The sequence below is a fragment of the Desulfobaculum senezii genome (genome assembly GCF_054657395.1).
Window position 1 is genome coordinate 824,372 of the sequence record NZ_BAAHYU010000003.1, and the last position, 23,406, is coordinate 847,777.

Annotated in this window: 15 protein-coding genes; 9 read left to right on the forward strand and 6 right to left on the reverse strand. The window is 65.9% G+C overall.

Annotated features, from left to right (window positions below; genetic code table 11):
• Positions 1–1,488: a GspE/PulE family protein gene (locus ACYQ2T_RS12720; RefSeq protein ID WP_459901036.1), complete on the forward strand. Its 1,488-nt coding sequence runs from the start codon at positions 1–3 to the stop codon at positions 1,486–1,488.
• Here ACYQ2T_RS12720 and ACYQ2T_RS12725 read toward each other — a convergent pair.
• Positions 1,475–2,335: a VanZ family protein gene (locus ACYQ2T_RS12725; RefSeq protein ID WP_459901037.1), complete on the reverse strand. Its 861-nt coding sequence runs from the start codon at positions 2,333–2,335 to the stop codon at positions 1,475–1,477. The genes ACYQ2T_RS12720 and ACYQ2T_RS12725 overlap by 14 nt on opposite strands.
• Between ACYQ2T_RS12725 and ACYQ2T_RS12730 the strand changes: the two genes are divergently transcribed.
• Positions 2,303–4,615, forward strand: a complete 2,313-nt coding sequence (locus ACYQ2T_RS12730; RefSeq protein ID WP_459901038.1) for a transglutaminase domain-containing protein — start codon at positions 2,303–2,305, stop codon at positions 4,613–4,615. The two genes, ACYQ2T_RS12725 and ACYQ2T_RS12730, sit on opposite strands and share 33 nt — an antisense overlap.
• Before the next feature lie 82 nt (positions 4,616–4,697).
• Here the strand turns inward: ACYQ2T_RS12730 and ACYQ2T_RS12735 are convergent, their stop codons facing one another.
• Positions 4,698–5,903, reverse strand: a complete 1,206-nt coding sequence (locus ACYQ2T_RS12735) for a type II secretion system F family protein (RefSeq protein ID WP_459901040.1) — start codon at positions 5,901–5,903, stop codon at positions 4,698–4,700.
• A 221-nt stretch (positions 5,904–6,124) separates the two neighbouring features.
• Between ACYQ2T_RS12735 and ACYQ2T_RS12740 the strand changes: the two genes are divergently transcribed.
• From ACYQ2T_RS12740 to ACYQ2T_RS12770, 7 genes are all read left to right on the forward strand, one after another.
• Positions 6,125–8,263, forward strand: coding sequence for an STT3 domain-containing protein (locus tag ACYQ2T_RS12740; protein WP_459901041.1), 2,139 nt, complete (start codon positions 6,125–6,127; stop codon positions 8,261–8,263).
• 6 nt (positions 8,264–8,269) lie between these two features.
• Positions 8,270–9,454 (forward strand): glycosyltransferase, encoded by a 1,185-nt coding sequence (locus ACYQ2T_RS12745; RefSeq protein ID WP_459901042.1) that lies wholly within the window; start codon positions 8,270–8,272, stop codon positions 9,452–9,454.
• Positions 9,451–11,457 (forward strand): STT3 domain-containing protein, encoded by a 2,007-nt coding sequence (locus ACYQ2T_RS12750; RefSeq protein WP_459901044.1) that lies wholly within the window; start codon positions 9,451–9,453, stop codon positions 11,455–11,457. The genes ACYQ2T_RS12745 and ACYQ2T_RS12750 overlap by 4 nt, the downstream gene beginning before the upstream one ends.
• Positions 11,433–13,499: a hypothetical protein gene (locus tag ACYQ2T_RS12755; protein ID WP_459901045.1), complete on the forward strand. Its 2,067-nt coding sequence runs from the start codon at positions 11,433–11,435 to the stop codon at positions 13,497–13,499. Before ACYQ2T_RS12750 ends, ACYQ2T_RS12755 begins: the two co-directional genes overlap by 25 nt.
• Entirely contained in the window at positions 13,496–14,230 is a 735-nt protein-coding gene (locus ACYQ2T_RS12760) for a glycosyltransferase family 2 protein (protein ID WP_459901047.1), read from the forward strand. The genes ACYQ2T_RS12755 and ACYQ2T_RS12760 overlap by 4 nt, the downstream gene beginning before the upstream one ends.
• On the forward strand, positions 14,227–14,577 hold the full coding sequence (locus ACYQ2T_RS12765; RefSeq protein ID WP_459901048.1) for a DUF2304 domain-containing protein: 351 nt from the start codon (positions 14,227–14,229) through the stop codon (positions 14,575–14,577). Before ACYQ2T_RS12760 ends, ACYQ2T_RS12765 begins: the two co-directional genes overlap by 4 nt.
• A gap of 668 nt (positions 14,578–15,245) precedes the next feature.
• Positions 15,246–17,135 (forward strand): hypothetical protein, encoded by a 1,890-nt coding sequence (locus ACYQ2T_RS12770; RefSeq protein ID WP_459901049.1) that lies wholly within the window; start codon positions 15,246–15,248, stop codon positions 17,133–17,135.
• A gap of 94 nt (positions 17,136–17,229) precedes the next feature.
• Here the strand turns inward: ACYQ2T_RS12770 and ACYQ2T_RS12775 are convergent, their stop codons facing one another.
• Genes ACYQ2T_RS12775 through ACYQ2T_RS12790 form a run of 4 tightly spaced genes read right to left on the reverse strand, consistent with a single transcriptional unit; the run spans position 17,230 to position 23,400 of the window.
• Positions 17,230–18,363, reverse strand: a complete 1,134-nt coding sequence (locus tag ACYQ2T_RS12775) for a glycosyltransferase (protein WP_459901051.1) — start codon at positions 18,361–18,363, stop codon at positions 17,230–17,232.
• Entirely contained in the window at positions 18,360–19,496 is a 1,137-nt protein-coding gene (locus ACYQ2T_RS12780) for a glycosyltransferase family 4 protein (protein ID WP_459901053.1), read from the reverse strand. The genes ACYQ2T_RS12775 and ACYQ2T_RS12780 overlap by 4 nt, the downstream gene beginning before the upstream one ends.
• On the reverse strand, positions 19,469–20,758 hold the full coding sequence (locus ACYQ2T_RS12785) for an oligosaccharide flippase family protein (protein WP_459901054.1): 1,290 nt from the start codon (positions 20,756–20,758) through the stop codon (positions 19,469–19,471). Before ACYQ2T_RS12785 ends, ACYQ2T_RS12780 begins: the two co-directional genes overlap by 28 nt.
• A complete protein-coding gene (locus ACYQ2T_RS12790) occupies positions 20,755–23,400 on the reverse strand; it encodes a hypothetical protein (protein WP_459901055.1) in 2,646 nt (881 codons plus the stop codon). The genes ACYQ2T_RS12785 and ACYQ2T_RS12790 overlap by 4 nt, the downstream gene beginning before the upstream one ends.
• Positions 23,401–23,406: the final 6 nt, after the last annotated feature.

The following is a 23,406-nucleotide window of genomic DNA, read 5'->3' on the forward strand; positions in this document are numbered from 1 at the left end:
ATGCCCCAGCAGTCCATCCGGCTGGAAAGCCTGAGCGACACCGTGGTGCAGGCCTATTTGTCCTTCCCACAGCGCAACGAGTTCTTGCCCGTTGGCATGGACGGTGACGCCGTGACCGTGTGGGTGCTCAAGGACCGCGCCCTTGTGCAGGCGGACTACCTTAGCTGGATGCTAGGCATGGGCCTGCGTACCGAGGTGGTGGCGGAGGAGGCGTTCTATCCCGCGCTGGAGGAAGCCCTGTCCCTGTGGGAGGAGGAGGGCGAGCAGAGCGAGGAGGACGGCGACCTTGACGCCGCGTCGGACAGTCAGGAACTCCTTGGCTGGGGGCACGACGATGCGCCCATTGTCCGGCTGGTAAACAAGGTCATCCAGCAGGCGGTGAGTCAGGGCGCATCGGACGTGCATGTGGAGGCCAGCGAGGGCCGCTTTCTCATCCGGTTCCGCCTCGACGGCGTGCTGCACACCGTGCGCCAGCTGGACCGGCGGCTGCAATCCACCGTGCTGGCGCGCATCAAGGTCATGGCCGAGATGGACGTGGCCGAAACGCGCGCCCCGCAGGACGGACGCATCCGCGTGAAGGTGGGGCACAAGGACGTGGACATCCGCGTCTCCACCGTGCCCACCCTCAAGGGCGAAAAGGCGGTGCTACGTATTCTGGACCGGTCCAAGACCATCCTGTCCCTGCCGGACCTTGGGTTGCAGGGGGAGGACCTTGTGCAGTTCCGGCAGGTGGTGAGCGCGCCCCACGGCATCGTCCTTGTTACCGGACCAACGGGCAGCGGCAAAACCACCACCCTCTACGCTGCGCTGTCGGAGCTGGTCAGCGAGGCCAGCAACATTATGACCGTGGAAGACCCGGTGGAATACAACCTTGAGGGCGTGAATCAGGTGCAGGTGAACCGCGCGGCGGGCGTGACCTTTGCCGGAGCCATCCGCGCCTTTTTGCGGCAGGACCCGGACATCATCCTCGTTGGTGAGATTCGCGACGAGGAAACCGCCAGCACCGCCATTCAGGCGTCGCTGACCGGGCATCTTGTTCTGGCGACCCTGCACACCAACGACGCGGCCACCGCGGTGACGCGCCTCTTGGAAATGGGCATTGAGCCGTTTCTTGTGGCGTCGTCGGTGTCCCTTGCCATGGGCCAGCGTCTGGTGCGCCTTAACTGCCCGGAGTGCGCCGCGCCCCGCCCCATTGAGGAAGAAACCAAGCGTCTGCTTGGCGAAGCCGGAAAGGACATTTCGGAGCAGCAGGTCAGTCAGGGGTGCGAGGCGTGCATGCAGACCGGGTTTAAGGGCCGTCATGGCATTTTTGAGCTTTTGCCTGTGGACGAAGGTCTGCGCGGGCTGATTCTTGGCAAGGCCAGTGTGGACCGCATTCAAGAGTATGCGCGCGCTGGCGGGCACCGCTCCATGTTGGAACATGGCCTTGAACTGGTGCGGCAGGGCCGGACCACGGTGGAGGAGGTTCTGCGCGTTACGCGTCTGTAGTGCGGCGTGTTGCCGCGTGCACCAGCGCGGTGACGGCGAGAAGCAGCGCCGCAAACGCGGCCAGCCCCCACACCGGGGAAAGAATGTGATAGCGCCTGCCGTATTCGGCCACGGTCCAAAAGGACGCGGGCTGAAAAAAGGACAGCACCATATGCCGTGTTCCGTCGATGAGGGGGAACACGGCATATTCGTTTCCGGGCTGGGCGTAGGGAATGAAGCGGTCCGTCACTCCGGCCCACAGGCCGGTGAGCAGGACGATGCCCCACAGGCTGGCCCCTACGGCGCGGGCGGGCTGGCTGGCGCGCGCTGGGCGGGTGCTGGCCCAGCGCCATAGCATCACGCCCATGGCTACGCCAAGAAGATTCAAAATGCAGTCGTTGCTATCGAGGTATTTGGTGTACTGTGGAAGCAGGGCGTACTGCAGGGCCTCGTCCACGCACCCCGCCAAGGCGCCCAGCAGCATGGCCGCCACGGCGTCCTTACACGCCAGCATAAGCAGCAGGCCAAGCAGGGCGTATTGCGGGTAGTGGACGCGCTCAATGTTGGTGACCACCAGCAGCGCGTCGGCAAGGGCCACAAGGGCGAGAAGGATGGCCCATGCGCCAACCTCGCGGCGGCGGGGCGCACGGCCAATGCGCAGGCGGGCCAGTACAAGCAGGGCGAGGAAGGCAAGGCTTCCGGCATGGAGGGCGGCCTCCATGACCGAGCGGCCAAACAGGGAAAAGATGCGGCCGTACAGCGTGCTTGCCGTGTCGTGCCCGAGGGTGACGGCAAGCCAGTACGTGGCGGCGCACAGCAGCCACAGGAGGGCGGAATGGGCAGGACGACGATGCGGTGTCTCGGGCATCCGGCGCGGCTCCTTGCGGTGCTGGTGTTGTGCGTTTGTGCCGGGTGTGCGGGGCGTAGTGCCCCAAAGACCATGATACCCGACGATGCCCCCGGGGCCAAGCAGGCGGCGGAAAACATCCGGGCCGTTTTGGATGTTGCCGGGGAGAATGCCCCGGAGCTGCGGCGGTTTCTTAGCAGGTACGAGCCCGGTTCCCGGCGGCGGCGCGCCGCGTGGTTTCTGGTGGCCAACCTGCCGCCTGCCGACGCCATGACCATGGACGAGGCCGCCCTTGCCGAGCACGTGGACTACGCTTTCATCGCCCGCCGCGCCATGCCGTGGGGACCCTCCGTACCGTGGGATATCTTCTTGCGCTATGTCGTCCCCCACCGCGTCACGCAGGAGCCAGTTCAGCCGTACCGGCGGGAATTTTTCAGCGCGCTGGCTCCCCTTGGCGTCCTGAGCGGCGATATGCGCCGCGCCGCGCTGTCCTTGAACCAGTGGGTGTTCACCCGTGCGGCCTACGGGCCGTCCTCGCGCCGCGACCAAGGCGTGCAGGACACCTTGGCGCGTGGGGCCGGGCGGTGCGAGGAACTTTCGGCCCTGCTTGTTGCGGCGTGCCGGTCGCTCAGCATTCCCGCGCGTCCGTGCCTTGTGCCCGCATGGCGGCATGATGACGGCAATCATATGTGGGTTGAGGTGTGGGCCGCCGGGGGCTGGTGGCCTCTAGGCGCAGGGGAGATTGACGCGGACTTTGGCGTTGGGTGGTTCCTGAAACCCGCCCTTGCCGCGCCCATCGTTCTGGCCCCGGCCTACGGCCACGGCCCTTCGGATGAGCCGCTCTATGCGCAGAAGCGCTCCTGCGACATCTATAACCGCACCCATGAATACACCCCGCCCGGAGATGTGCTCCTCAGTGTGCGGGGCGGTGATGGGCCTCTTGGCGGCGGCACGGCGTATGTGTTTGTGGTGAATGGCGGCGGGCTGACGCGCGCAGCGCGGGTGGTGCTGGATGAGGACGGTGAGGGACGCATCAGCCTTGGCGGGGGCGATTATCTTATTGGCGTGGGGCGCGGCGGGCATGTGGCCTACGCGTGGACTTCGGTCACCCCGGACGAAGCTGTACAGGTGCACCTTGACCTTGCGCGTGGCGGCGTGCCCGAGGGCGGGCGCTGGGCGCGCTTTCCCCGCTATGCGGAGGTGGAACAGCATTTTTCCGGTATGCACGAGAGCATCAAGGCCCAGCGCAAGGAGGCGACAACCTCCGCAGAAACCCGCCGCATGAGCGAGCTTGGCGCGTTTGCGGGCATTTCTGCCGCCGTGATGCAGCGGCGTAGTGTGCCCGGCAGCGAGGCCGCCCTTGAGGTCGTCCGCGCCGCAGGGCGCGACGGGTACGAGGTGCTCCGCGCGCTCATCATGGCGGCCAGTGAGCCCAATATCCCCCTGCGCGAGGCGCTTGAGCAGATGAGCCCCAAGGACCTTGTGGCCATGCGGCCCGAGGAGGCCGAAGCCGAAGCCCGCCTTGCGCGCGATGCGTGGCAGCGGGCGGGGCATCCTGCCATGGATGACCTGTTCCGGGACTATGTCCTCAGTGGCCGTGTGGCGGATGAGCCGCATTCGCACTGGCGGCGGTCGCTGGCGGAGCGTTTTGGGTCCGGCGGAGTGTCGGTTCTTGGCGCGGCGCGGCGTGTGGCGCGGGGCAGTGCGGCCCTTGCCGTAGCGCCGGATACGGTGCTTGGTCCGCCACTGACGCCAATGCAAAACGCCGCGTCCGGCCTTGTGACCAGCGAGGCGGAGCGCGCGGTCTTTGCCGTGGCGGCCCTGCGGAGTCTTGGCGTGCCCGCACGCGTGGACCGCGACCTGCCGTGGGTGGAATTCCACGACGGGCATGCATGGCGGCCGCTGTATCCGGAGCATGCCTCGGGCGTTGGCGATGCCTCGGCCGAGGCCCGCGCCAAGGCGTGGTACGAGGAGCGGGGCGAATTGGAAATCCGCTTTGCCGCCGGTGGCCGCGCCCTTGATGAAAGCGCGCTGGCCTACGGGCGCGAGTTTGCCGTGGCCGTCATAAAGCCCGACGGCGACATCAGGCGGCTGGAAAATCCCAAACTGCGGCGTGACCCGGAGCGCGGCAGCGTGCATGTGGCGCTGTCTGCCGGGCGCTATGTCGTGACCACGGTGAGCCGCGATGTGACGGGACAGCCCTATTTGCGCTTGCGCCTGCACACAGTACGCCCCGGCGAGGCGACCATTGTTCGGCGGACGCTGGACCATCCGCCGCCAGAGGGCGAGGACGTACAATAACGCCGCAGAGGCGCCAAAACAGACGCGCCCGCATCTTCCGGCTGTCCGGAGAATGCGGGCGCGGTTGCGATTGTGGGACGGGCTAGCGGACCAGCGTTGTCAGGTCGAAGATGGGTTCAAGGATGGCGACCACAATAAAGGCGATGACAAGCCCCACGCACAGGATGAGCAGCGGCTCCGCCAGCGCCACGATGCGCCGCAGGACGTTGTCCACCTCGCGCTCCATGATGCCCGTCACGCGCGAGAGGAAGGGCCCAAGCTGGCCGGTGCGCTGACCCGAGGCAAGGGTGAGGATGTACACATCCGGGAAGATGCCCTGCGCCTCCAGCACCTTATCCAGCGGGCGTCCCGCGGCCACTTCGGCCCGTGCCTCCATGATCTTTTCCTGCAAAAATGCCGAGGACACCGCGCGGGCGGAGCTTTCCATAGCCTGCACCAGCGGTATGCCCGCCTGAATCTGGAATCCCAGCAGACCCGAAAAGCGCGCCAGCAAAAACTTCTGCACCACCGGGATGCGCCATGTTTGACGTGAAATCACGCGGCGCATGGCCGGGAAGCGCCGGTATGCCGCCATCAGGATGAGCACGAGGACGAGGGGAACCAGCAAAACCGACGCGCCAAGAGACTCCATCATCCGCCCAAGGCTCAGCAAAAACGCCGTGGTGGCGGGCAGGTCATTGCCCGAAGCCTGAAAGATGGACGAAATCTTGGGCAGCACATTGGCCAGCAGAAACCACACCGCGCCAAGTCCCACACATAGGATAACGCCGGGATAGGCCATGGCCGTGGCAAGGCGGCCCTGCACTTCGCCCCGGCGCTCCTCGTTGCGGGCTACCTGTTCCAGCACCGCGCCGAGGCGCCCTGTGGTCTCGGCGACGCGAATCATGCCCACATACACTGCCGGGAATTGGCGGGGGTAGTCCTCTAAGGCGCTGGAAAAGGGCGTGCCCTGTTCCACCTTGTCGCGGATGTCCAGCCAAATGCGCGAGCTTTTGCCCGTTGCCATGCGGCCTACAAGGTCCAGCCCACGCGCGAGGGAATGCCCGCTCTGGATGAGGATGCCCAGATAATAGAACGATTCCGACAGCCGTACCCGCGCCGCCGGGACAAGGCGCGAAAGAAGCGACCCGCGCCGCGGCGCCGCGCTGTCCGCCACCGGGGCGAACTTTAGCGGCGTCAGCCCCTTGTCCCGCAGGAGCGTCATGGCGCGGGCGGAACTGTCCGCCTCAATGTAGCCTTTGGCCTTTTTGTTGTCGGCGTCCACGGCGGTGTACTGGTATGTTGGCATGAAAATGACCCGTTCTTTGATGTATTTCGAAGAGTTGTTGACAGAATCCCCATGCATCGTCGTATGATGGATAGGCTCAGGTCTGTCCATCGTCTGGATGATTCGCCTGCATTGTGTGCTTCGTTTTCTGCCGAGAGTGAGACACTGCTTATGCCTAGGGTAGAGTACATGGTTTTCTCGAATATTGGCAAGGTTCTGATGGATTTCCGCAGGAGGCTCAGTTGCGCGCGGACATAAAGGGCATGCTGCTGGTGGCGTGCGCTGTGGCCGTGTTTGCGGCGGCCTTTGGCGTGCGGGCCATGGATGTATCCAAGTGGAATTCTTCCGAGGCCTACCGCGTGGATGGGGAGCGCATCCTTGCCACGCATGACGCCTACGCGTGGCTGGCTGGCGCGCGCGGCGTGGGGCTGGGCACCGGTTCGCCCTTGGCGCGGCTGGCGCGGGGCGTCTGCGCCGCTACGGGGGCGTCCATGGAGACGGTGGCCTTTTGGGCGCCTGCCGTGGCCGCTGGGCTGGTTGCCGTGGTCACCGCCCTGTGGGCCGTAGCCCTTGGCGCGCCCGAGGCCGCGCTGTGCGCGGGGATGCTCGCCACCATTGCGCCGGGCTATTACATGCGAAGCCGCCTCGGGTACTACGATACCGACATGGTGACCCTGCTCTTTCCGCTGCTGCATGGCGTTTTGCTGTGCCTGTGGCTGGGGCCGTGGCTGCGCACTCCCCGTGACCTTTTGCGGCGTGGCCGCGGCGGGGATGCCCCGGCAGATGCGCCCGGCCCGCGCAGCATCCTTGTCTGGCCCGTGGGCATTGGCCTTGCCGCCGTCGCCTGCGGCGGGCAGTGGCATCATAATATTCCCGACTATTACGCCATGGCCTATCTGCTGGCCGCTGCGCTTGTTGTGCTCGTGGGGCGGCGCGGCGCGCGGCGGGGGCTGGTCCTTGGATTGGTGCTCCTTGGCGTTACGGCGTTTTTTGGCGTGTGGGGCGCCGTCACCGGGGCGGGGCTGGCCGCCGTGCTGTGGACCTCGCCAAGGTGGCAGCGCGCGGCGACGGCGAAGTCCCTGCCGCTGACGCTGGCTCTTGTTGCGGTCATGGTGCTGGCGCCTGATGTGCGCGGCCTTGGCGCGTCCGTGGCGGACAAGCTGCTCCTGTACGCCAAATCCTCCGCGGTGGATGTGTGGGACGCCGCCCAGCATGGAGACAACGCCTCGTCCAGCGGGGCTGGTCCGGCCTATCCGAATGTGGTGCAGAGCATCATTGAGGCGGGCAATGTGGACCCGATGGAAGTGCTGGGGCGCCTTGGCGGCAGTGCGTGGTACGTTGTGTCCGGACTGTGCGGGTTCGTTCTTGTACTCATCGCCCGTCCTGGCGCGGTGTTTCTTGCGCCGCTTGCAGCTATGCCGTTTTTGGCGGTGCGCTTTGGCTCTCGGTTTGCCATGTTTGGCGGGCCTGTGGTGGCGCTTGGGCTGGCTGTGGCAGTGGTGTGGCTGGCGCGGCAGTGCATGGGCAGGCGCCGGGGGATGGGGGCCGTGGCCCTTGCGGCCTCGCTGAGCGTCGGCATTGTTGTGTATGTCCCTGCGGTGCGGGGGTATTCCACCCTTGGCGTCTCCCCGGTGATTGACGCCCCCCACGGCAAGGCGCTGAAGGCCCTTGGCGAGTTTGCCCCGCAGGACAGCATGGTCTGGACGTGGTGGGACTATGGCTACGCCAGCATGTACTACTCCGGCCGGATGACCTTTGCCGATGGGGGCCGCCATACCGGGCGCTATTTGTATCCCTTGGCCAAGGCGCTGACGACGCCCTCCGCGCAGCAGGCTGCGCAGATTATGCGCTTTTCCGCGTTGGAGGATGACGAGCCATGGCGGCGCTGGGATGACATGACCGCGCGGCAGGTGCGCGCCATGATGCTGGACCTCGCGCGGCCCGGCGCAGTGCCGCCTGCGGACGGCTCGCGCTATCTTGTGGTCACGTGGGAGAACCTCGCGCTGGCCTCGTGGATTACCTATTTCGGCACATGGGACCCGGTCCTCGCCAGCGGCACGCATGGGCTGTGCCGCAGCCTGCGCCACGCGTTTACCGTGGATTTTGATACCGGCACCGTGGAGGTGCAGGGTCGGCGCTTCCGCGTTGCCACCGTGGACCAACTCACGCGCGAGGGACGCGAGTTCCACGCCTATCCGGAAGCGAAGCTGCATTTGGTCATCAATGTCCCGGCCAGCCGCGCCTATGTAATGGACGACGCCACCTACGCCAGCATGCTGGTGCAGCTGCTGCTTGTCCGGCCGGATTCACCGCGTTTGGATGGGGCGCTCCGCCTTGTTTACGAAGGGTTTCCCCACGTTCGCATTTATGAAGGATTGTAGAACGTCATGCGCATTGTGCACATTGGCAAGTATTACCCGCCGCGTCCGGGTGGCATTGAAAACTTCGTCGCGGACCTCGCGCGGGAGCAGGCGCGCTCCGGCCATGACGTGACGGTGCTTGTGCATGCAGGCAAGGAGCCGGGAGTGGGGCGGATGGTCATGGAGCGCGGCGTGCGCGTGCGCCGGGTGCGCAGCTATGGGCAGCTGGTCTATGCGCCCGTGGCACCGGGATTTGGCTGGGCCTTGTGGCGGACCCTGCGCCGCATCCGGCCCGACGTGGTGCATGTGCATATGCCTAATGTTTCGGCCTTTTGGCTGCTGCTGGGGCTGAAGGGGCGGCCCATGGTGGTGCACTGGCACGCCGATGTTGTCCCCTCCGGCTTTGATGTGGGCCTGCGCGTGCTGTACCCGCTGTACAGGATTTTTGAGCGCGCTCTCCTGCGCTGCGCGGATGTGGTGGTGGCGACGTCCCAGCCGTATTTGGACTCCAGCGACGCCCTGCGCGGCGTGCGGCGCAAGTGCCGCGTGGTGCCCCTTGGCCTGTCGCCGGAGCGTGTGGGCGCGGCCCTTGGCCCCACCGGAAATGCCGGGCGCACCGTGCCCGGTGAGGAGCCGCGGCCCATGATTTTTTCCGTAGGGCGATTTGCCTATTATAAAGGCTATGAGCATTTGGTGCGCGCCATGGTGGACGTGCCCGAGGCGCGCCTTGTCATCGCAGGCAGCGGCCCGCGCCGCGACGCCGTCTCGCGCCTTGTGGAGCAATATGACGTGCCGTGCCGGGTCTCCGCCCCCGGACACGTGGACGAGGTGGAACTGCGCAAGCTCTTTGCCATGTGCGACGTGTTTTGTCTGCCGTCCATTGAGCGGACCGAGGCCTTTGGGGTGGTGCTTTTGGAGGCCATGGCCCACGCCCGTCCGCTGGTGACGACAGCCATTCCCGGTTCCGGTGTGAACTGGGTGAACAAGCATGGCGAAACAGGGCTGGTGGTGCCGCCCGGCGATCCGGCCGCGCTGTCCGAAGCGCTGCGCTGGATGATGGCCCACCCCGAGGAGCGGCAGCGGATGGGCGAGCGGGCGCGGAAGCGCTTTGTGGAGCAGTTCCACATTGTGGCGGTGCAAAAGGCCATGGACGATGTGTACCACGAGGCGCTTGGGCGGGAATGGGTTCAGCGCGCAGAGGAGGAGGCATGAGGAGAGGGTCGCCGGGGGCGCGGCGCATGTGGTGGGCCGCGGCCTGCGTGCTTGCCATTATTCTTGGCATTGCCGGGTATGTGGACGACTGGCTGTTTTTGAGCACGCATGCGCTGTTTCGCTTTGAGGGCGCGCCGCTGTTGCACGCCACGGACGGCTATTTTTATCTGGAGCGGGCGCGGGCAGTGCTGCAAGGCGCTCCGGCGTTGGGTGAACCCTTGGTTTCAGTGCTGACGGCTTATGGCGCGCGGGTGACTGGCGCGCCGCTGGCGCTTGTAGCCAGCGTGGTGCCGCCGCTGTGCGGCGTGCTGACCGGCGCTGCGCTGGTGCTGTGGGGCCGGGCTCTCACGCGAAATATTTTTGCCGCGCTGGTGGCGGCAGTGGTGGGCATGAGCGTGCCGTACTGGCATGTGCGCGCCGGCGTTGGCTATGTGGATACGGACTGCCTGAATGTGTTTTTTGTGCTCTTTGGCAGTTGGCTGTTGCAGCGCTTTGTGCGCAGCACCGGGCGGCGGCGCGTGGTGTGGCTGGCCGCACTTGGCGTGGTGCTGGCGCTGTTTGGCTGGTGGTGGCGGGCCGGGACGGCGGCGTGTGTCGGCCTGCTGGCCGTGACCTATGCCGCGTCCCTCCCGTGGACGCCGACGCGCGGGGAGCGCGCGGTGAAGCTGGCCATTGGCGGCGGTGTGGCTGTTGTGGCCCTGACGCTGGCGGTGTGGGGGCTGGAGCCGTTTCCCCAGTGGCTGGTGCGCTTCCTTGAGGATGCGGTGAACCATATTCGGTTGGTCATGCGGCAGGAGGGCGGCGTGTATCCCGCCGTGTCCGTCTCCATCGGCGAGTTGAAGCCGCCGGAGCTTGGGGAGTTTGTGACCTACGCCGGTGGCGGCTGGCTGACTGTGCCCGCGGGCATTCTTGGGCTGGGGTGCGCTGTGTGGCGGCGCGGCGGCGCGTGTTTGTTCTTGCTGCCTGTGGTGGGGCTTGCCGCCATATCCGCCGTGTCCGCACGGTTTATGCTGTTTGTTGCGCCCCTTGTTGGGCTGGGGTGCGGGGCCCTTGTGGCCGAGGCGTGGCAGGCCGCGCGCGGGGCCGGGCGGTTTCAGCGTGCGGCGCAGGCGGCTTCGCTTGCCCTTGCCGTGGCGGTTGCCGCCGGGCCGGTTTCCGTGGCCATGCGGAGCGCCTCGCCGCCAGTGTTTGCCGGGCCAGAGGCCGTGCTGGCGTCGTTTATCGCCAAGGCGTCGCCGCGCTCGGCGGTGGTGTGGTCGTGGTGGGACTATGGCTACATGCTGCGGTATTTTTCACAGCGCCCCGTGTATTTTGACGGTGGCAGTCAGGACCCGCTGCGGACCTTTACCGCCGGGTGGGCGCTCATGGACCGCGACCCGGTGCGCGCGGCGCGGGTGATGCGCTTTTTTACGGCGCATGGTCCGGGCGCGCTGGGTACCTTGGAGGGCCGCGTGGGCACGCCGGCGCGGGCCGTGGCCCTGCTGCGCGAGGTCTTTGCGCAGGACGCCGACGTTGGCGCCGTGCTTGCCGCCTACGGCCTGCCGGATGACGCCGACATGCGCGATTATCTGTTCCCGGCGGCGGATGTGGTGGTCTATCTGCCCATGAGCATCCTCGAACGCACGCCGTGGATTGGCTATTTCGGCACGTGGGACGTCGCCGAGGGCGCGGGGGAGAAGGCCCGGTTTACGCAACTGCCCAAGGACGGGCATCAGGTGCTGGCGGCCAGTGGGCGCGTGAGCGGGCTGGACGTGAGCAGTGAGCTTTCCGCCGTGGTGCATGCCGGGCGGCGGGGCGTTGGTGTGCGGCGCTATGACGCGGCGGGCGCGCCTGCGCTGGTGGACCTTGAGGCGCTGCCTCATTTTGTGTTGGTGGATGGCGCCATGTTGGAGAGTACCCTCTACCGCCTGCTGTTGGCGGCCCCGGACAGAACGCGGGGCTTTCAGCCGCTGGCGTATGACTCCCGGTTTGGAGGCGTATGGCGGGTGAAGCAGGAATTCTGACGCGGCAGGGCGCCGTGAACGACGAGAGCCGTCCTCTTCTGCTCCTTGGGTGCGCGGTTTTGGCCGTGTACGCGCTTGCCGTGGGCTACGCCCAGCATTGGCGCATGGCGAACGATAGCGCCAACTACGTGGAGCAGGGCCGCCCGCTTTTGCGCAATCTGGATGGCTACTATTTTTTGCGCCTTGCGCGGGAGCGCGCCGAAGGGCGCTATGCCCCGGTGGATGCACTCCGCGGCGTGCGCCGCCCATCTCCGCCGCCGCTTTTGGCGGACACCGCCGCGCTGGTGCAGCGCGCAAGCGGCGCGTCGTGGGAGACCGTCGCCTACTGGATGCCCGCAGTGCTTGGCGTTTCTCTCGTTGCGGCGCTGATGGGCGCGGGGGGCATGCTGGGGAACCTGTGGATAGGCCTTGTGGCGTCCTTTGCCAGCTTTGCGGCAGGGTTTTGGATGATTCGCGCCGGGCCGGGGTTCTTTGATACGGACTGCCTGAATCCGGCCCTTGTCCTTGGCGCGGCGCTCTTTCTGCATGGTTTTGTGACAACGCCCGGACGCGGGCGCTGGGGCTGGGCCGCCGCGCTGGTGTGTGACGCGGTGGTGCTTGCTCTGTGGTGGGAAGCGTGGCCGTCGGTGCTGGCGCTGGTGGTTGTGGCCTACGCGCTGACCTTTCCGCATCCGGCGCACAGCTTTGAGCGCGGCGTCAAGCTGACGCTGGCCGCCGCGGTCACCGCCTGCGCCGGGTTTGTGGCGCTGTATGTGGCTGGGGTGGTGTCTTCAGGCCCCGATGTTTTGGTGCGCGTGGCTGAGCATGTGCGCCTTGTTCTTGGGCGCGAGGGGGCGGGGTTTGCCTCGGTGACGCGCTCGGTGCAGGAGCTTCGCGGCGTGGACGTGCGCGGCATGGGCGCGGCGCTGATGGGCACTTGGGGCGCGCTGGTTTTGGCGGCGGCGGGCTGTGTGGTGGTGCTGGTGCAGCGTCCGCTGTTTGCCGTGTGTGTGCTCCCCTGCGCCGTGCTGGCCTGTGGCAGCGCGGTGTCCGCACGGTTTTTTATCTTTGCTACGCCGGTTTTGGCCCTTGGGTACGGCGTGCTTGCAGTGCGCGCGGCGTCGCTGTTTCGGATGGCGCAATTTGCCCATGTGCCGGGCCTGCGCGAGGCGCTGTTTGCCTGCGGCTTTGTGGCGCTGCTGGCGCCGGGGCTGGTGCGTAGCGCCACGCAGTGGGTGCCGCCGGCACTTACCGCGCAGGACGTAGCGCTGGCCGAGTCCATGCGCACCCATCTGCCGGAGACGGCGCAGGTGTGGAATTGGTGGGACAGCGGCTACATGGTGCAGTACGCCTCGGGCCTTATGACCATGAGCGACGGCGGCCGCACCAGCCCGCGGCTGACGTTTGCGGTGGCCTATCCCTTGGCGGTGCGCCAGCCCCGGTTGGCCGCGCGGTGGATGCGCTTTGTGGCGGCACGGGGCGAGGGCGTTCTTGATATTGCCGACGAAGTGGCGGGGCGCAGCGGGGGCGGCATTGGTCTTGCGGAGCGGGTGCTTCTCGACCCTGCGGGCGCTGCGGACGTCTTCCGCCAGCGTGGGCTGGACTGGACGCCTCAGGCGCGGGAACTGTTTTTCCCCAAAGCGCCGCCGGTGGCGGTGTATCTGCACCGCGCCATGGTGGACACCGCCTACTGGTGGGACCGCCTTGGCACGCGGCAGGCGCGCGCGGCGCGCGGCTTTGTCATTGACCGGCTGCCCCGCCATGGTCTGCACATAGACCGCCCGGCTGGCGTGGTGCGGCGTCAGGGGCAGGGCACGCTGCGTGTTGGGCATGTGGTGGATGTGCGGGCAGGCCGTGTGGATGTGGCGCGGACGCCTCATCCCGGCCCGGCCTGTGTGATCTATCATGATGAAGGGCTTGTCTATTTCATTCGCGCCAGCTTGTTCGACAGTGTGGGCTTTCGCCTGCTGTACCGCCCGGAGACGGTGCGGGAGTGGTTTACACCTCTTGACGTCCGGCCCGGACGCGGCGGGGTGTGGCTGGTGCGGGAGGAGCGGTCATGACGCAGACGGCTCGCGAGCTTGTAGTCATCCCTGCCCACAATGAGCAGGGCAGCGTGGGGCAGGTGGTGCGCGCCATACGGGAGGGATTTCCCGATGTGGATATCCTTGTGGTGGACGACGCCAGCCGCGACGCCACGGACGCCGAGGCGCGGGCCGCCGGCGCCGGAGTGGTGCGGCTTTCCCTCAACCTTGGCGCGTGGGGCGCTGTGCAGACCGGCATGCGCTACGCCGTCCGTCATGGGTATTCCCATGTGGTGACCATGGACGCCGACGGTCAGCACGAAGCACAGGATATGCCCCTTGTCTTGGAACTTTTGCGCTCCGGCGGGGCGGATGTGGTCATTGGCGCATGCGTGGAGCGGGGGAGTCTGTTGCGGCGTATTGCGTGGAGCCTGTTCCGCAAGGTGAGTGGGCTGCGCATTCGTGACGTGACCTCGGGCTTTCGCGGCTATGGTCCGCGCGCGGTGAAACTGCTCGCCTCGCCCGAGGCGACGCTTCTGGACTATCAGGACGTTGGGGTGCTGCTGCTTTTGCAACGCGCTGGGTGCCGGATAGTGGAGCGCAAGGTGCGCATGTGTCCGCGCGTGAACGGCCACTCCCGTGTGTTTGGCACGTGGCGCGTCATTGTTGTGTATATGGCGCTGAGTCTCGTTCTTGCTCTGACCCGGACGACCTACGGTGGCCGGGTTCGCGAAATGGTTTCCAAGGTCAAAGGGAGGTCCCGGTCATGATGAGCTATCAACTGACCACGGCGCTTATCGGCATTGGGTTTGCGGTGTGTGTGCTCCTGCTTGTGGGGCGCGACAGGCTCCATACGCGCTACTCCCTGCAGTGGCTGGCGGCGGCGGGGGGCGTGGTGCTCTTTGCCATGGTGCCCCAGTTTGCGGACCGCGTGGCCCACGCCCTTGGCGTGTCGTACCCGCCAACGCTTGTGCTGCTCCTTGCGCTTATACTGCTGGGGGTGAAGTGCCTCGTCATGGATATCGACCGCTCGCGGCAGGAGCGCGCCCTACGCCGACTGACCCAGCAGCTGGCCCTGCTGGAGGGCGGACAGCAGGGCGAGGGTGACGGAAACTAACCGGCAGTGGACGCACTGAATCTTGGTGAGGCGCTTCGAAAGAGGCGCCTTTTTTCTTGCGTGGCGGGTGAAATGATTTGTGCAGACATTTGAATATGTTGTGATGGGTGCTTGAGAAAGGTGTAAGGGTTTTAGTGTAATGCAGTAATGTGTATTTATGTTGGTGGTATACGGGGTGGGAAGGCAAAAAAATGCAGTGAGCAGTGCTTAAATGTTGCAGAGTGTGTTGAAGCACTGTGAAAAGTTCGATATTGTATGCGTTATGTGTAGGGTAGAGGTTGGTTTAGGTTGGCCGTTGCACCACTAGCTGTGAGGGGTATGGCATCAGGTGGAGAGTTTTGCAATCAAATTGAATGGTTTGGCTCTGTTCTCAAAGCCAAGAATTCAACACGCAAAGGAGAGGTGGCAATGAGGAAAAAATGGTTGGCATGGCTGCTCACTGTGAGCTTCATCACGATGGCCAGTGCCGCACTTGCGGGGGTACCCCCGTCCATACTGAACGGCACGAACTGGACCTTTACGGGCATTCAGTTCACGGCTGAAGGAAACGCGACGTCTACGCCCTCTGTCTTCTGGGGGCCGGACATCGAGTCCCTCGCCCCGAACGACAATCCCGTATCCACACCCAGACCAACGGCCTTGGTAACAGCTCCATTTCCGACATCACGGTGTGGAACTTTGCCGGGACGTCCTTTACGGACACGTCCGCTGGCGCTGTGGACTTTGCCGAAAACGCAACGAAGTGGTTTGGCGACGAGGTTGCCTTCTCCGACGACCCCGGCAACCTGACCGACGACAACTGGGACGGCAACACCCTGACGAGAGGCCTTGACGGCGTCGTACGGTTGGCAAACGCCACCCAGAGCGTGGACAACACCACCGACTACTTCAACTATTACTTCATCACCAACGAAGACCAGAGCCTGTTCGCAGGTCTCGGCCGTTCGCCCATCGATTGCACGGCAACGGCATTCTTGGACGGTCCGTCCATGGGTGTGCTGTTCCAGAACCAGACCATCACCAACAACACAACCTTCGGCTCCTCCACGTGGTACTACTACGCGTACGGCGCTGATGGTGATGGCGCGGGTGATGGCGTAGCCTACCTTGGCTCGCTGACCTTCGATGATGGTGCGTGCAAGCTGTACAAGTTTGACACCAGCGCAACCACCGGTTCCGCGGTGACGACGGAAACCTCGTTCAACAGCACCGTTTCCAGCGGGTATGTTGAGGTGACCACCACGGGCAGCGCGCCCATCAAGCTGTTCACCAAGGCGAACCTGAGCAAGAACGGCAACATTCTGTCCGGCTTTGCTCTGGATTCCTCCAGCCAGCTCCTGTACGCCATCGCGCTGAAGGATGCCTCTGTGCTGGCTTCCACGGACTTTGATGACGACTCCAAGACCTTCGTCGGTATCGGCCAGGGCTTCTCCAGTGCGACCAACGCCACCGCGCAGGGCCGCATTGGTAAGTTCCTGCTGAAGGACAGCGAAGTGACTGACGGTAACGCCACCTTCGTGGGCTTTAACGCCACCTTCGGTGACAACGAAGGCACCGACCTGTCCATGGCAGACATGGACGAAATGACGTGGAGCGTTGCAACGTCCAGCAGCCTTGGCGGCGTGACCCATGGTAACGCGACCCTGCTCGACTCCGACGACAACTACTTTGCCCACTTCCTCGGCCGTAAGGTCGGCGATGTGATCGCAGGTATTTGGGTTGCCGCCGGTAGCTCCAACTCGACCTCCGCATACGGCACCGCAGGCGACAGGACTCTCGGCCTGCAGGTCATGACGGATCTCGGCTTTGTGGTGCCGCCCGCATCGGCGACCTCCACTGCCGACATCAACACCATCGTGAGCAGCTTCGGGTCTCTGGCATCCGGTGTGACGGTGCGCGCGGCTACGGCCATCGACATCAATAACATCCCCAGCGACGCAAGCGCCGTGCTCAACAAGAGCTCTGATGACCTGGTGAGCCAGTTCGGCCTGTCCAGCGGCCAGAGCGTAACCAACCTGACGTCCTTCGTGGCAACCCTGCCCGCCGCCTCCAGCCCTGGTGATCTGACGATCTTCCAGCGCACCATCGACGGCGCACAGGTCCACGGAAAGACCCCCAACACCCTTGGTACCTACACCAAGATGTACACGGCCGACCGTGTCGCGGTGAGCGGACTCTCCGCTGCCCAGACCGCGAACAGCACCAAGGCCTTCACCTACAACCCCGGTACGTCGACCCTGGCAGAAGGACAGTACTGGCTGTCGTTCGAAGGTACGCCTTCGTACTTCATCCCGGCCAACTTCTCCCTGAACGACGCCTTCGACTATACGCTGTACTTCACCATCGCGGACAACGGCGTGTACGACGTGAACACCAGCGAAGACATCATCGGCGACCCGAGTGGCTTCGTGTCCGGTACCACGTCCAGCTCCACGTCCTCCGATAGTGACAGCGACGGTGGCTGCGTGTTCAACCCGGCCGCTGCATGGAGCATCGAGTTCCTGCTGCTGCTCATCGCTCCTGCCGCATTCCTGGTGCGTCGGCGCATGAAGAAGTAGCTGACTCGGACCAATCCGTAATCTGAAACAGGCCGCCCGGCATATGCCGGGCGGCCTTCTTTTGTGTGCGGTGAGGTGTTGACGGGAGGGGCGCTTAGGCTGGCGCGCCGTCTGATGCGTTGCCGGACGCGTCATTTTGAGCACCATCAAAAGCCGCGGCGCTGAGGCGGCGGAGGAAGGCATCCTCGCTGAAGTCCTGTGCGCGCGTGGTGCAGGCCTGACGCATGGCGCGGGCGCGCTCTGGCGTCAGGGAAGAGACGGCTTCGGCAATGGCCTTGGGGGGCGGGTCCGGCGGCAGAAGGATGCCGGTTTCGCCGTGGACCACGGTTTCCCGCAAGCCGCCTTCGTCCACGCCGATGACGGGCTTGCCCGCGGCCATGGACTCCACCGGCGACATGCCGAAGTCCTCGTCGCGGGGGATGTAGATGGTGGCGATGGCGCGGCCCATGAGGTCAATAAGCGCCGGTTCGTCAATCCATCCGGTAAAGCTGATATTGGGCGCGTCTGCGGCGAGGGCGCGGAGGCGGGCTTCCTCCGGGCCGCCGGAGGCGACCACAAGGCGCCTTTCCGGCATGGAGAGAAAGGCGGTGACGATGCGGTCCACACGCTTGAGGCCATCAAGCCGCGCGCAGGAAAGATAATAATCGTCCTGCCCCCGCCACGGGAAGGCGTGGGTCATGCAGGGCGGGTGTACCACGTGGGCGTCCTGCCCAAGGTAGTGCAGCAGGCGCTGGCGGACATTTTCGGAGTTGGCCAGCACAACGTCCATGGCGCCGAGGGCGTCGGTGTAGACCCCCTTGAACCAGTGCATGAAGGCCCGCATGGCCGGGCGCTGCCACGCTGGGGTGGCGGCAAGGGTTTCGCGGCGCAGGTCAAAGAGGATGCGCGGCGGGGTGTGGCAGTACAGTATTTTGCGGCCGCTCACGCTGGCGTGGGCAAAGAGGCTGACCGTGCCGGTAAAGATCCCCCACGGCGCGTCCTGCTGCGGCAGAGTGCAGAAGGCTTTGCGCAGGGCCGCGGTTTGGGAGAAACGCGCCAGCAGCGGCGCGGCGCGAAAGGCGTCCAGATTGGTGAAGGGGATGCCTTCAAAGGCGTCTACGGGAAAGGGGCGGACATCCACGTGCCCGGTGACGACGCGGGCCGCAAAGTGGCGGGCCATGAACAGCGCCACGCGCTCCCCGCCGCCGGGAAAGCTGAAAAAGTCGTGCAGGATGAGCGGCGCGGTCATGACTGCTCCAAGGCTGCGGTGAAGCCGTCCCACGTGAGGCGGGCGGTGCGCTCCCAGGTAAACTGCGCCGCACGGTCATACCCGGCCTGAATGAGCTGTTTCCGGTGGGCGGCGTCCTCCGCGATGCGTCCCATAATTTCGCCAAGGGCCGCCGCGTTGTCTGGCGGGTCGAAATATGCGGCGGCATCTCCCCCGACCTCGGGCAGGCTGGCGCAGCGCGTGGTGATGACCGGACACCCGCAGGCCATGGCCTCAAGAACCGGCAGGCCAAAGCCTTCATAAGTGCTGGGCAGAATGGTCATTGTGGCGGCGCTGTAGGCCGTGGCAAGGGTTTCGTCGTCAATGAACCCGAGGGGGATGACGCCCTGTGGCGGGCTGTCCTGCCAGCCGTCCCATCCGGCGACAACAAGAGGGAGGGTAAGACCGGAGGCGGCAAGGGCCTTTGGGATGACGTGCATATTCTTGCGCGGGTCCCCGCTGCCGACAAAGAGGGCGAAGCGCTCCGGCAGGCCGTAGCGGGTCCGCAGGGCTGCATGGGCGGAGTCCGAACGCGGGAAAAAGAGCGAGGTGTCCGGTGCAAGCGGCGTCACCCGCACGCGCTCCGCCGGGACATCCGTCAGGGCGGTGAGCTCATCCTTGGTGAATTGGCTGATGGACAAAAACGCGTCAACGCCGCCAAGGCTTTTGGCAAAGTGTCTGTTGAAATACAGCACGCGCTCGCGCGGGTGGTGCTCGGGAAAGCGGGCGAGGGACATGTCCTGCACCGTAAAGGCGGTGGCGCAGCCCGTTGCCGTGGCAAAGGGAAAGAATGCGGCCTCATGATACAGCGCGCAGCCCTCGGTCAGCCGCCGAAACCGCCGCGCCCGCCGCGCGTGCAGGGCAAGGCGGATGGCGTAGGCCACGCGCGGGGGCAGTCGCCAGAAAACATCCGCAAGGCGTGACCAGCTGCGCAGGTTCTGCGGCCCTGTGGGCATGGTGCGGCGCAGGGCCTCGCCGTCAAAGTACACAAACTCCGCCGTGCCGGAGTACAGGCGCTCCAGCTCGGAGTACAGGCTCCGCAGATAGCGGCTGATGCCCGTGGCGATGTTGCACAGGGGGATGGCGTTTACGACGATGCGTGGTGGTGTGGGCATGATGCGTCCTTGTGGGATGAGGCGTGGTGCGTCGCGGCGATGTGGCGCAGGCGCCGGGCCAGCCCGCCAAGAAGCGCCGCCATGAGCACGGCTTCCGTGGCGATGGTGGCATAGGCGGCGCCGTGCGCGCCAAGGTCCGGGATGAGCAGGATATTCAGCGCGATGTTCATGACGGCCGCGCCAGCGGCGCACGCGGCGTAAAAGCGTTCAATATTCAGGGCAATGGCGGCCTGCGTCAGCAGTCCTGACGGCAGAATGAAGAGCAGCGCGGCGAGGAGCAAGGGCAGCAGGCGTGCGGCTTCGTCGTAGCCGGGGCCGAAGGTGAGGCGCACAAGGGGGGCGGCAAGGGGCACGCCAAGGGCCAGCAGAACGCCGCCCGCGCCCGCAAGGGCGCAGCTGACGCCGGCCAGCAGGCGAAGAAAGGCGCGCGGAGCATCCATGCGCTGGCGCAGGGTGCGAAAGCACACCACCCCCACGGGCGCGGCCAGCAGGATGATGCCGTCCAGAAAGCGGTAGGCCGCGGCGTATTGGCCGGTTTCCGCCGCGCCGGAACCAAGGTGGCGCAACAGGAGAATATCACAGCGGTAGTAGATGGCGGTGGCGGCGTCCACGGCCATGAAGGCCACACACGCGGTGAACAGACTGCGCCGCATGCGGCGGCCAGTGCGTTGCCGTCCAAGATGCCGGGGACCAAGGTGGCGCCGCATCATGACAAGGAGCGGAGCAAGCCCCAGTCCCCACCCGGCAAAGACCATCCACGGTGCGCCGGAGGCCCCAAGCAGGAGAACGCCGACAATGCCCACGGCGCTGGCGGTGCGGTAGGCGCTTTGCCACACGGCGTCGGCGTGGAAGTCGCCTTTGGCGCGCAGGGAGGCAGAGACGAACACACAGGCCGTTTGCAGGCTCAGGCAGACAACGGCCACCGCCGCGTGCCAGCCGTAGGGCGCGGGTGTGGGCAGGCACAGGGCCGCGCCAAGTATGGTGACAAGGGCCACATGCCGCGTGGCGCGTCCTTGAAGTTCCGGCAGGCTCGCGGCGATATCCGGACTTGGCCGCGCGCCTTCGCGGTAGAGGAGGGTCTTGAAGCCGCCGTCCTGCACAATGGCGAACAGCGCGCCAAGGGTGAGCAGGGCGGAGTAGTCACCAAAGCCCTGTGGTCCCAGAAGCCGCCCCAGCACAAAACTGAGGCCCATGGAGACCACGCCGACGTATCCCGCCGCGCCCCATTGGGCCAAGAGTGCGGTTTTGGGCGGCGCGCTCATGATGCGGCCTCATGGGGCTGTGGCGTGAACATGCCGCGTGTGCGCCATCCGGCGAGTGCCAGCAGATAAAACATGGCGAAGGCCAATATTTCTGCGCCGGGGAGGAATCCTGCTACGCGGCAGATGATGAGGCCGAGGAGGGCCAGCCCTGCGGCGGCGAGGGTGCGGCGCGCCGGATGGGCGGCAATGTCCGGGGCAAAGCGCCGGGTGAGCGCCGCGCCCGCCATGGCAAGCAATATGGCGGCCCCGCCGCCGGAAAAGAGCGTGGCGGTGGCGTTTGGTCCCGGCTGGACGATATGCACGCCGCTGCCTCCGGCAATGAGTAGCCCCGCAATGGCGCACTTCACCGGTGCGGAGCGCCGCAGAAAGGCGCGGCGGACGCCGCGCAGGGCGCTGACGGGCGCGCCAAGGCCAAACCTGCCAGTTTTAAAGAGCGCATACATCGCAAGGCCAGCCATGGCGAGGATGAGAATATCCGTACTGATGAAGGGGAGCGCGGCGCGCCTTTGCGCGGCGTGTTCATCAGCGGGGTCGCGGCGCAGGCGGGGCGGCGTTGGGGTGATGATTTCCACGGCGTCCACGGCAAAGAATGGATGCGGGCGCAGGGTGATGGCGGTTTCTCCGGCGGCAAGGTGCATCTGCGCCGCGTCCGCCCAGCCGCCATTCCATGTGGCGCCAAGCGCTGCCGGTGTGGTCGCCGATGCGCCGTCAATATGCAGAAGCTGCGCCGCAAGGGTCTTTGGAGTGTGGCTGCGCATGCCAAACAGCTCAACGCGCGGCGGCGTGATGCCAAAAAATGGCTCGGTGCCAAGGTAGCTGACGTCCACCGTAAGGGGGGAGCCGCCGCGCATGTGCGGGGCCGCGTCCCTTAGGGAGAAGGTTTCGCCCGGGGCAAGGGGGCGGCTGGCGCCGTCCGGCAGATTGAGGGTGATGCGCGAGGGGTAGGGCGCAACTGGGGCGTGGAGCGTGTCCCAGCGCAGGGCCGTGACCTGCGGCGCGGTAAAGCGGACGAGGGTTGGTGGGGCGATGTCCGTTGCCACAAGCAGCGCGCCGCTCTCTTGCCGGGTTATTCCTGCACGCGTGTGGTGGGGCATGACGATGGTGTCACGCCGCGTCCACCATTCACGGGCGGCAAGGGGAACGGGTGAGACCGCGCTTTCAGTCATGATGAGCGGCGTCAGGAGCGCTGTCGTCCCTGCGGGGAGGGAGAGGCCCACATCTGGAATGGCGGTCAGCCTTGTGATGGCTTTCTGCGCCATATCGCCGGTCTGCGCGGTGAAGTGTGGCGGCAGGTCCATGAGGGCGGTGGACCCGTCCGTTGCCGTGGCATTGACGGCTGTTGGAATTGGTGCTTCCGGCCACAGGCCAAGGCGCCAGAGCGGGGCTGCGGGGGGGGCTTGCCGCAGGTACTGCGCGCGCCATGTTTCGTCATCCGTCAGGGAAAAGATGCCCTGCACGGGCATGGATACCGGACGCAGGAAAGGGGACGCCGCGCGCGGCGCTGCGGCCCATGTCTGCACGGCGTCGCCGATGGTTTTGTCCAGCGCGGGAATCTGCGCAGTGGTGAGGTCCAGCAGGCGGATGCCAGTGACGGTGATGGCCTGCGACGGGGCGGGGAGCATGGTCAGCAGCATGTGCCGCAGGGCCGCATCCGGCGCCGCTCGGGTGCCAAGGGCGTGGCGCAGATCAACAAGCATGGTGGTGCTGGCTGCGCCGTGGGGCAGAAATTGCGCCGTCACTTCCCGCCGCTGTCCGCTCAGGTCCATGGCATGGAAGGAGAGCGTGCGCGCGGCGCTGGAGCGCGCCGCCGGGGAATCCGCCGGGTAGAAGAGCAGAACCTCCATGACCGTAACGCGCTGTGGCCGCAGGTGCCGCGCCCGCAGGGCCGGGCGCAGGTCCAGCGTGGTGATGGTGCTGTCGCCGACGGTGGTGTCCTGCCGCGTGACCTCGCCGGAGTAGAGGAACACGTCGCGCCCCGGGGCGGCGTTGGTGCTCAGGGAAAACTGTATGGACTTTGGCTCCTCCCCGCGCGGAGAGCGTAGGCGCAGCAGTCCGCCGTCGGTGACGGGAATATCCACGCGCCCCTGCAAAACAACATGCTGGCCGTCAAACGTGCGCCGCCAGCCGCCGGAGGCGCCAAGCCCCAGCTCCCGGCGCACCAGATAGAGCGCGTCCTTGTTGCCGAGGCTGGCGGGGACAATGTCTACGCGCTTTGCCGGCTCTTTTGTCGTGTCCAGTTCGTTTTCATACACGAGGGTAACGGGCGCGGTGTCCTGCGCCCCTTGCAGGCGGGCGCGCAGGCGAATGCTGGGCAAGGCCTGCGCGCCACTGGTGGTCCATGTAACGGCAAGATAGGGCAGCCGCGCCACGGGGGCGGGGTCGTCCGTGAGGCTTATGCGCCACGTGGGAAATTGGCCGCGTTGACCGCTGATGATGGTCCGCGCTTCATTGGTGAGGATGCGGGAGTCGCGCACCACGTCGCGCTGGATGGTGCATGGGGTGATGTGCGCGCGGACGAGGGCTGTGTGCTCCTCCCCTAGGGTGAAGCGCCACGTGGCGTTGGCGGAGCATGTTTCGGCGCGTGCGGGCGCGGCGCATGCGGCAAGAACGAGGGCGAGAAGCGTAACGAGGGCGAAGCGCATGTCCTG

Bases quoted from the DNA above. Each gene is read 5' to 3' on its own strand.
- ACYQ2T_RS12750 (WP_459901044.1), top strand. From the start codon at position 9,451: ATGAGGAGAGGGTCGCCGGGGGCGCGGCGCATGTGGTGGGCCGCGGCC.
- ACYQ2T_RS12780 (WP_459901053.1), bottom strand. From the start codon at position 19,496: ATGCCCACACCACCACGCATCGTCGTAAACGCCATCCCCCTGTGCAAC.
- ACYQ2T_RS12735 (WP_459901040.1), bottom strand. From the start codon at position 5,903: ATGCCAACATACCAGTACACCGCCGTGGACGCCGACAACAAAAAGGCC.
- ACYQ2T_RS12720 (WP_459901036.1), top strand. From the start codon at position 1: ATGCCCCAGCAGTCCATCCGGCTGGAAAGCCTGAGCGACACCGTGGTG.
- ACYQ2T_RS12730 (WP_459901038.1), top strand. From the start codon at position 2,303: ATGGGCAGGACGACGATGCGGTGTCTCGGGCATCCGGCGCGGCTCCTT.
- ACYQ2T_RS12755 (WP_459901045.1), top strand. From the start codon at position 11,433: ATGGCGGGTGAAGCAGGAATTCTGACGCGGCAGGGCGCCGTGAACGAC.
- ACYQ2T_RS12775 (WP_459901051.1), bottom strand. From the start codon at position 18,363: ATGACCGCGCCGCTCATCCTGCACGACTTTTTCAGCTTTCCCGGCGGC.
- ACYQ2T_RS12765 (WP_459901048.1), top strand. From the start codon at position 14,227: ATGATGAGCTATCAACTGACCACGGCGCTTATCGGCATTGGGTTTGCG.
- ACYQ2T_RS12745 (WP_459901042.1), top strand. From the start codon at position 8,270: ATGCGCATTGTGCACATTGGCAAGTATTACCCGCCGCGTCCGGGTGGC.
- ACYQ2T_RS12760 (WP_459901047.1), top strand. From the start codon at position 13,496: ATGACGCAGACGGCTCGCGAGCTTGTAGTCATCCCTGCCCACAATGAG.
- ACYQ2T_RS12790 (WP_459901055.1), bottom strand. From the start codon at position 23,400: ATGCGCTTCGCCCTCGTTACGCTTCTCGCCCTCGTTCTTGCCGCATGC.
- ACYQ2T_RS12785 (WP_459901054.1), bottom strand. From the start codon at position 20,758: ATGAGCGCGCCGCCCAAAACCGCACTCTTGGCCCAATGGGGCGCGGCG.
- ACYQ2T_RS12725 (WP_459901037.1), bottom strand. From the start codon at position 2,335: ATGCCCGAGACACCGCATCGTCGTCCTGCCCATTCCGCCCTCCTGTGG.